We start from the raw sequence: 7,841 nt of genomic DNA, 5'->3' as shown, positions 1-7,841 counted from the left end.
GGTTGTTGTTTTGCCAACGCCGCCTTTCTGGTTGGCGATGGCGATGATTTGTGTGTTCATGACTTCACCTCATTTCTGATTGTTGCTGTTGTTTCTGGAAATAGAAAAAGCCGCCACTTCAAAATTAACAGTGAAGTGACGGCTCTTTCTATCGCCGGAATACGAGTTTCTGAAATGAAAAAAGCACCCAGCATTTATACTGTGTGCTACATCAAATTCATATTCAATTATTCAAATTAGCTCAAACTATGCCAAACTGCCACAGCCAAAAAACGAGGGGAAGGAGGGCTGAAAAGCACCCCAAAAATCGGCTCTCGGTTAACCACTTTGGGAACCACTTTCCCCTCTTTTTGCCCTCTTTTTAGCCAGTTAACCACTTGCGGACCACTAAAAATTGGATGAAACCGGCTCTCGTTTTGCCAAACTTGGTCAAACCATATCAGCCCGTTTAGATATAGCAAAAGCCCGGAAAACCTTGATTTTCCGGGCTTTTTGAACCATTTTGATATAGTCTGAGCAGTCGATTATCGCTTGCTGAACTGCGGAGCGCGACGAGCTGCTTTGAGACCGTACTTCTTACGCTCTTTCATTCTAGGATCACGAGTCAGGAATCCTGCTTTTTTCAGAACTGGTCTGTAGTCGTTGTCTACAGTCAGAAGGGCACGTGCAACACCATGACGGATTGCTCCTGCCTGTCCTGTGTATCCGCCGCCGTGAACGTTTACGATCACGTCAAATTTATCAGCGGTCTCTGTAGCTGCCAGAGGCTGACGAACGATAACTTTCAGGGTCTCCAGACCAAAATACTCATCGATGTCTCTTTTATTGATGGTAACTTTACCAGTTCCCGGTACAAGATATACTCTTGCGATAGATTTTTTTCTTCTTCCGGTTCCGTAATATTTTGCGCTAGCCAATGTTCTTTACCTCCCTATTAAAATGTTAATACTTCTGGTTTCTGAGCTGCATGAGCGTGCTCTGCACCAGCGTATACGTGAAGTTTTGTGAACATCTGTCTTCCAAGAGGTCCTTTTGGAAGCATGCCTTTCACTGCAAGTTCAACAACCTTCTCCGGTTTCTTAGCCATCATCTCACGAAGAGTAGCTTCTTTCATTCCACCAACATAATCGGAGTGGCTGTAATAGATCTTCTGATCCAGTTTTTTACCGGTTACTGCTACTTTATCAGCGTTGATTACGATTACGTAATCACCAGTATCTACGTGCGGAGTGTACTCCGGTTTGTTTTTTCCACGTAATACTTTTGCTACTTCAGATGCCAGACGTCCTAATGTACATCCTTCTGCATCAACAACATACCATTTTCTTTCAATCTTATCTGGATTTGCCATAAAGGTGTTCATGGATATAACCTCCTGTGAAAAATTCAATTTACTGTTTCATGTATATAGGAAACCGCCTTACCGGGGCTTATGGCATCGGCGTTTTCAAACTACGTCACACATTTAGTAATTATATTATACGGATTTTGGAATGTCAACTGTTTTTTACCCATATTTTGCATTTTTTTGTAAACTGCGAGTCTGTTTTTCGGGAAATACAGACCACTTATGTCTTTACTCGAAATCCCATTCGGGATACCGGATCTGCACCAAGGTCAGCCCCTCCGGCCTGGCCGTTGCTCCCGCCATTTTTCGATCCTTCGCCGCAAGGATTTCTTTTACTTTCTCCGGCGGATAATCACCCTTTCCAACCTCAAGCAGTGTTCCGGTGATAATCCGCACCATATTGTAGAGAAAACCGTTTCCGGTGATCCGGAAGCGGATCAGATCGTCTTCTTTTTCCAAACTCGTTTCATAGATCGTACGGACCGTGTCGGTCACCTCCGGTTTTGCTGTTGCAAAGCTTTTAAAATCATGCGTGCCAACCAGATACGATGCTGCCTGCCGCATCGCATCCACATCCAGCGGGCCGTACCAGAAATAGGAATTCAGTCTCCGCGTCGGATCTGCAAAGGTGCGGTTCAAAATCCGATATTCATACGTTTTAACTGTTGCGGTAAAACGCGGGTGAAAGTCCGGCGGCACTTCGGATGATCCCTGAATACGGATATCTGCCGGAAGCCGTGTGTTGAGTGCAAATGCGATACGGTCCGCCGGCATTCTCGCATCCGTATCAAATACCGCAACATTGCCGAGAGCATGTACCCCGGCATCGGTCCGGCTTGCGCCGATGCAGGCCGTTTTCTTCGTAAAAAGATCGGAAAGAGCCTGATTTAATACTTCCTGTACTGTAATGCCGTTTGGCTGCACCTGCCATCCACAGTAATTTGTGCCGTCATACGCTACAATCAGCTTAATTCTGCGCATTCTTCTCCTCCGTTTTCGTCAAAGTCAGAGTCCGCACACGCGAAGGCCGATACTGCAAACAAGGTATGCCACAAGAACGCCATACGCTGCATAATCGCGCGTCTGATACCGAAGCGGTTTCATCTGTGTTCTTCCCTCTCCTCCATGGTAGCAGCGTGCTTCCATCGCCAGCGCCAGATCATTTGCACGGCGGAATGCTGAAATAAACAGCGGCACCAGAAGCGGCACCATGTTCTTTACTCTCTGGATAATATTTCCGCTCTCAAAATCCGCGCCGCGCGCCATCTGCGCTTTCATAATCTTGTCTGTCTCTTCCAGAAGAATCGGGATAAAACGGAGCGCGATTGACATCATCATGGAAATCTCATGCACCGGCACATGGATTTTTTTCAATGGTCCGAGCAGGCTTTCGAGTGCATCCGTCAGCTGGTTCGGTGTTGTCGTCAGCGTCATCAGCGAAGAGCCGATCATCAGGAAAATCAGACGCACCGACATACGGCATGCCATAGCCACACCCTCACGGGTGATCGTAATTTTCCAGATACGGACGAGCACCTCACCCGGCGTAAATAGGATGTTAAATACCATCGTAATCGCAAGCAGCACAAAAATTGATTTCAGACCCTTCGTGATAAATTTGAACGGTACCTTCGACAGTTTAATCATCACCGCAAGGAATACGGTTCCAAGCAGATAGCCCCAGTTGTGGAACAGAAAAAGGGAAATGACATAAACGAGTGTTCCCACAAATTTTACACGCGGGTCAAGCCGGTGCAGAATAGAATCTGCCGGGTAATACTGTCCCAGAGTAATATCTCTTAACATACTTCTGCTCCTTTTTTCCCGTTTTTCTTCTGACTTCCAAGCGCCGCAAGAATCGTATCGCGCGCCTCTTCAACCGTTGTCGCCGTTACGTCCACGTCCATGCCGTGTTCCTTTAGCGCATGCATAATATACGTCATCTGCGGCGCCGCAAGACCGATTTTCTCCAGCTCTTTATAGTGAGCGAAGACTTTCTTCGGTGTATCGTCAAACGCCACATGACCGTGGTTCATGACAATAATCCGCTCTACATATTTTGCAATATCCTCCATGCTGTGCGATACGAGCACGACCGAAATGCCGCGCGTCTTATGCAGCGATGCAAGCTGATCGAGGATTTCATCGCGTCCCTTCGGATCAAGGCCTGCAGTCGGCTCGTCAAGCACCAGAAAATCCGGGTTCATGGCAAGCACACCGGCAATCGCAACACGACGTTTCTGACCTCCGGAGAGTTCAAACGGCGATTTTTCATACATTTCCTTTGGAAATCCGACATGATCCAACGCCTCTTCCGCCCGTTTTCTGCATTCCTCCGGTGAAAGTCCCTGGTTTTTCGGTCCGAAGCAGACATCTGTGATCACATCCGTCTCAAAAAGCTGATGCTCCGGGTACTGGAAAACCAGTCCTACATGGCTTCGGAGCTCTCTTAGCGGATATCCTTCTTTCCAGATATCCTCTCCGTTATACAGCACCCGTCCCAATGTCGGGCGGATCAGACCGTTCAAATGCTGCACAAGCGTCGATTTTCCGCTTCCCGTATGGCCGATAATCCCAACAAACTGGCCATTCGGAATTTCAAGATTGATATGCTCCAGGGCGTGCATTTCATATGCCGTTCCCGGGCTGTATGTGTACGTTACATCTTCAAGTTTCAATGACATAATGCATTCACCAGTTCTTCAATGGTCAAAATTCCCTCCGGGAGATCTACACCATTTTTTCTCAATTCATAAGCCAACAGTGTCACTTGGGGTACATCAAGACGGAGTTCTTTTAATTTCTCCACTTCGGAAAAAATCTCCCTTGGCGTCCCCTGCATTACCAGCTTACCGTTGTCCATAACGAACACACGGTCCGCAAAAACAACCTCTTCCATGTAATGCGTAATCAGAATAACCGTAACGCCCTTTTCTTCATTCAGCTTACGCACAGCGCGAAGAACCTCTTTTCGTCCGTTCGGATCCAGCATCGCGGTTGGTTCATCAAGAACAATACATTCCGGCTGCATAGCCATCACTCCTGCAATTGCAACCCTCTGTTTCTGACCTCCCGAGAGCTTATTCGGAGAGTGGGCCCGGTATGAAATCATCCCGGTCGCCGTAAGGCTCTCCTCCACCCGTTTCCAGATTTCATCGGTCGGGACACCGAGGTTTTCCGGTCCAAAGCCGACATCCTCTTCCACCACATTTCCGATGATCTGGTTATCCGGGTTCTGGAATACCATACCGGCTTTCTGGCGGATCTTCCAGACATCCTCCTCATCTGTCGTCTTCATATCGTCCACCCACATGGTGCCTTCTGTAGGCACCAGCAGAGCGTTGATATGTTTCGCAAGCGTTGATTTTCCGCTTCCGTTATGCCCGAGCACCGCAATAAACTGTCCCTTCTGGATTTCCAGACTGACATCTTCGATCGCTTTTGTTACTTCCGGCTCCTGTCCTTCCTCCTCGTAACGGAGGTATTCATACCCAAGGCCTGCCGCACGTATCATACCCATGACATTATTCCCCGCTTTCTTCTGCATCCGAGCGGATTTCATCAATCAGATTCCAGATCTCCTCGCGTCCCTGTTTTGTCTCTGCAGAAAACGGAATCACAATCGTATCTTTCTCAACCTCCAGCGTCTCGCGGATCAGCTTGATCTGCTTCTGAAGCTGGCTGCGCTTGATCTTGTCCAGCTTCGTCGCAATGATGATCGGCTGATAGCCGTTTCGAAGAATCCAGTCGTACATGATGCGATCGTTGTTGGACGGTGCATGACGGATATCAATCAGAAGAAATACTGCGTGCAGCATTTTTGACTGATGCAGATAATCCTCGATCAGCTTGCCCCATTTTGCTTTGACCTCCTCGGAGGCTCTTGCAAAACCGTATCCCGGCAGATCCACCAGATACATTTCCTCATTGATGTGGTAGTAGTTGATCGTCTGTGTTTTTCCCGGCTGCGCACTGGTACGCGCCAGTGATTTCCGATTCATCAGGGCATTGATGAGAGAAGATTTTCCAACATTGGATTTTCCCGCAAATGCCACTTCCACCTGACCGGTATCCGGCAGTTTACTGGTGATTCCGCAGACGTGCTGCAGCTCTACCTGTTTAATTACCATACTTTTCTTCTCCTGTTTTTTGCATCTTCTGGCCTTACTTTTTTTCCACAAGTGCCAGTTTTAATACCTGTTCCATGCTGCCGACAAATTCGATCTGCAGTCCGTCTGTGATCTCCGCATCCAGTTCTCTGACATCCGGCTCATTTTTCTCCGGAACGAGAACCATATGGATACCGGCTTTCTTTGCTGCCAGCAGCTTCTCTTTTAAGCCGCCGATCGGAAGCACACGGCCGCGGAGCGTAATCTCTCCGGTCATCGCAACGTCTGCTTTTACCGGAACCTTTGTGATCGCGGAAACCATCGCCGTCGCCATCGTAATACCGGCAGACGGGCCATCTTTTGGAACGGCTCCCTCCGGAATATGAATGTGGATGTCGTGTTTCTCGAAAAATTCTTTCGGAATCTCATACTGCTCTGCCACGGAACGAATAAAGCTGATGCCCGCCTGCGCAGACTCCTTCATCACATCGCCGAGCTGGCCGGTCAGCAGAAACTCTCCTTTTCCCGGCATCACATTGACCTCGATCTGCAGCGTATCGCCGCCGACTGCCGTCCAGGCAAGACCGCGCACAATACCAATCTCCGGTTTTTCGTTGGCCGGCTGGAACTCATACCTCTCTTTTCCGAGGAACTCTTCCAGGTTTTTTTTCGTCACAACAACCTCTTTTACCTGTTCCTCGAGAATCTTTCTCGCGCTCTTTCTGCAGATTCTGCCGATCTGGCGCTCCAGGGAGCGGACACCGGCCTCTCTGGTGTAGCCGCTGATCACTTCCATCAGCGCCTCATCCTCGATCACAAGCTGTGCTTCTTTCAGACCGTTCGCCTTCTTCTGCTTCGGAACGAGATGTTCTTTTGCGATATGGAACTTCTCGTTTTCCGTATAGCTTGAAATTTCAATCACTTCCATACGGTCCAGCAGCGGACGCGGAATGTTCTGAATATCATTTGCGGTTGCAATAAAGAGCACCTCCGAAAGGTCGATCGGAAGCTCTACGTAATGATCGGCAAATTTATTATTCTGCTCGGAATCGAGGACCTCAAGAAGTGCGGAAGAGGTATCTCCCTTGTAATCTGCACTTACTTTGTCGATCTCGTCGAGCAGCATCAGCGGATTTTTCACCTTCGCCTGATGGAGTCCCGCCGCAATGCGTCCCGGCATCGCGCCGATGTAGGTTCTTCTGTGGCCGCGGATCTCCGCCTCATCCCGCACACCGCCGAGACAGATGCGGACGTATTTTTTATTCAGGGCTCTCGCCACGCTTCTCGCAATCGAGGTCTTACCGGTTCCCGGAGGGCCTGCCAGGCAGAGAATCGGGCTCTCGCCTTTCTTCGTCAGGGTGCGTACAGCCAGGAATTCGAGGATTCTCTCTTTTACTTTTGAAAGACCGTAGTGATCTTCCTCCAGAATCTCGCGTGCTCTTGCCAGATCTTGATTGTCACGGGATGCCTTATCCCACGGGAGCCCCAGCAGTGTCTCGATATAGCCGCGGATCACGCCTGCCTCGGACGGATTGTTGGCCGAATTTTCCAGACGGTGGATCTCCTCGGAAATCCGCTCTTTTACCTCTTTGGAGGCTTTGAGCTTCTCGAGCTGCTTCTTATAGTTTTCGATCTCGGTCCGGGAATTGTCCTCGCCGAGCTCCTCGCGGATGACTTTGAGCTGTTCGCGCAGAATATAATCGCGCTGGTTCTTATCGATCCGCTCTTTGATTTTTCCCTGAATCTCCGAACGGATTTCCTGAATCTGAATCTCGTTGGCGATCATGACGCAGAGCGTATCATACCGCTCGGAAAGCTCCACAGCCTCCAGCAGTTTCTGGCGGTTTACGTAGTCGAGGGGCAGATTCATGCAGATCTGGTCCACCAGCTTTCCAACTTCTTCGGTTCCGAGGATCTGGCCTGCCAGTTCCTTGCTGACTTTCTGCGTCTGCTCGCAGTAGACGGCAAACAGCTCTTTTAAGTTGCGCAGCATTGCCTCCTGCTCGATATCGGAAAACTGCATTTCGTCCGAGCCGGTAAACAGCGCCACCTCGGCGCGGAGATACTCGCTCTCCTCTTCCTCGAAGTTCAGCAGTTCTGCGCGTCTTTCTGCTTCTACGAGAATCCGAAGAACATCCTTTGGCATTTTCACAACCTGTTTGATGACCGCAATTGTTCCAATCTTATACACATCAAGCAGACCCGGTACTTCCGTATCCGGGTCTTTCTGTGTAATCAGGAAAATTTTCTGGTCTCCCAGCATCGCCTCCTCGACCGCACGAACCGATTTAGGTCTGCTGATATCAAAATGTACAATCATATCTGGCAAAATCGTTGTTCCACGCAGCGCAATCGCCGGTAATACTTTTGTCACTTCTTCCATT

General features: G+C 49.1%; 9 protein-coding genes. 1 reads left to right on the top strand and 8 read right to left on the bottom strand.

Annotated elements, in window-relative coordinates:
- Window positions 1-240, top strand: a 240-nt coding sequence (locus I2G42_RS16965) for a hypothetical protein (protein WP_243277154.1), incomplete at its 5' end; no start/stop codon positions are given.
- A gap of 284 nt (window positions 241-524) precedes the next feature.
- Here the strand turns inward: I2G42_RS16965 and rpsI are convergent.
- The 8 genes from rpsI to lon form a co-directional block, all read right to left on the bottom strand.
- A complete protein-coding gene (rpsI, locus tag I2G42_RS06345; protein WP_055219853.1) occupies window positions 525-917 on the bottom strand; it encodes a 30S ribosomal protein S9 in 393 nt (130 codons plus the stop codon).
- Between the two features lie 17 nt (window positions 918-934).
- Entirely contained in the window at window positions 935-1,363 is a 429-nt protein-coding gene (rplM, locus tag I2G42_RS06340) for a 50S ribosomal protein L13 (RefSeq protein WP_055219851.1), read from the bottom strand.
- 213 nt (window positions 1,364-1,576) lie between these two features.
- Entirely contained in the window at window positions 1,577-2,329 is a 753-nt protein-coding gene (truA, locus tag I2G42_RS06335) for a tRNA pseudouridine(38-40) synthase TruA (RefSeq protein ID WP_195530864.1), read from the bottom strand.
- A gap of 24 nt (window positions 2,330-2,353) precedes the next feature.
- Entirely contained in the window at window positions 2,354-3,154 is an 801-nt protein-coding gene (locus tag I2G42_RS06330) for an energy-coupling factor transporter transmembrane component T family protein (protein ID WP_173816420.1), read from the bottom strand.
- A complete protein-coding gene (locus I2G42_RS06325) occupies window positions 3,148-4,032 on the bottom strand; it encodes an energy-coupling factor transporter ATPase (protein ID WP_195530863.1) in 885 nt (294 codons plus the stop codon). Before I2G42_RS06325 ends, I2G42_RS06330 begins: the two co-directional genes overlap by 7 nt.
- A complete protein-coding gene (locus I2G42_RS06320; protein WP_055219895.1) occupies window positions 4,023-4,868 on the bottom strand; it encodes an energy-coupling factor transporter ATPase in 846 nt (281 codons plus the stop codon). Before I2G42_RS06320 ends, I2G42_RS06325 begins: the two co-directional genes overlap by 10 nt.
- A gap of 4 nt (window positions 4,869-4,872) precedes the next feature.
- The gene (gene yihA / locus I2G42_RS06315; protein ID WP_055226925.1) at window positions 4,873-5,478 is read right to left on the bottom strand and encodes a ribosome biogenesis GTP-binding protein YihA/YsxC; all 606 of its coding nucleotides are present in this window, start codon (window positions 5,476-5,478) and stop codon (window positions 4,873-4,875) included.
- Window positions 5,479-5,512: 34 nt separating this feature from the next.
- Window positions 5,513-7,840 (bottom strand): endopeptidase La, encoded by a 2,328-nt coding sequence (gene lon / locus I2G42_RS06310; RefSeq protein WP_195530862.1) that lies wholly within the window; start codon window positions 7,838-7,840, stop codon window positions 5,513-5,515.
- Window position 7,841: the final 1 nt, after the last annotated feature.

It is taken from the genome of Fusicatenibacter saccharivorans, from assembly GCF_015557635.1.
GTDB lineage: Bacteria > Bacillota > Clostridia > Lachnospirales > Lachnospiraceae > Fusicatenibacter > Fusicatenibacter saccharivorans.
This window is presented reverse-complemented; position numbering and strand designations above follow the sequence as displayed.

What these genes read in the sequence shown, in the direction of transcription:
- rplM (WP_055219851.1), bottom strand. Translation starts at nt 1,363, where the DNA reads ATGAACACCTTTATGGCAAATCCAGATAAGATTGAAAGAAAATGGTAT.
- truA (WP_195530864.1), bottom strand. Translation starts at nt 2,329, where the DNA reads ATGCGCAGAATTAAGCTGATTGTAGCGTATGACGGCACAAATTACTGT.
- I2G42_RS06330 (WP_173816420.1), bottom strand. Translation starts at nt 3,154, where the DNA reads ATGTTAAGAGATATTACTCTGGGACAGTATTACCCGGCAGATTCTATT.
- I2G42_RS06325 (WP_195530863.1), bottom strand. Translation starts at nt 4,032, where the DNA reads ATGTCATTGAAACTTGAAGATGTAACGTACACATACAGCCCGGGAACG.
- I2G42_RS06320 (WP_055219895.1), bottom strand. Translation starts at nt 4,868, where the DNA reads ATGGGTATGATACGTGCGGCAGGCCTTGGGTATGAATACCTCCGTTAC.
- yihA (WP_055226925.1), bottom strand. Translation starts at nt 5,478, where the DNA reads ATGGTAATTAAACAGGTAGAGCTGCAGCACGTCTGCGGAATCACCAGT.
- lon (WP_195530862.1), bottom strand. Translation starts at nt 7,840, where the DNA reads ATGGAAGAAGTGACAAAAGTATTACCGGCGATTGCGCTGCGTGGAACA.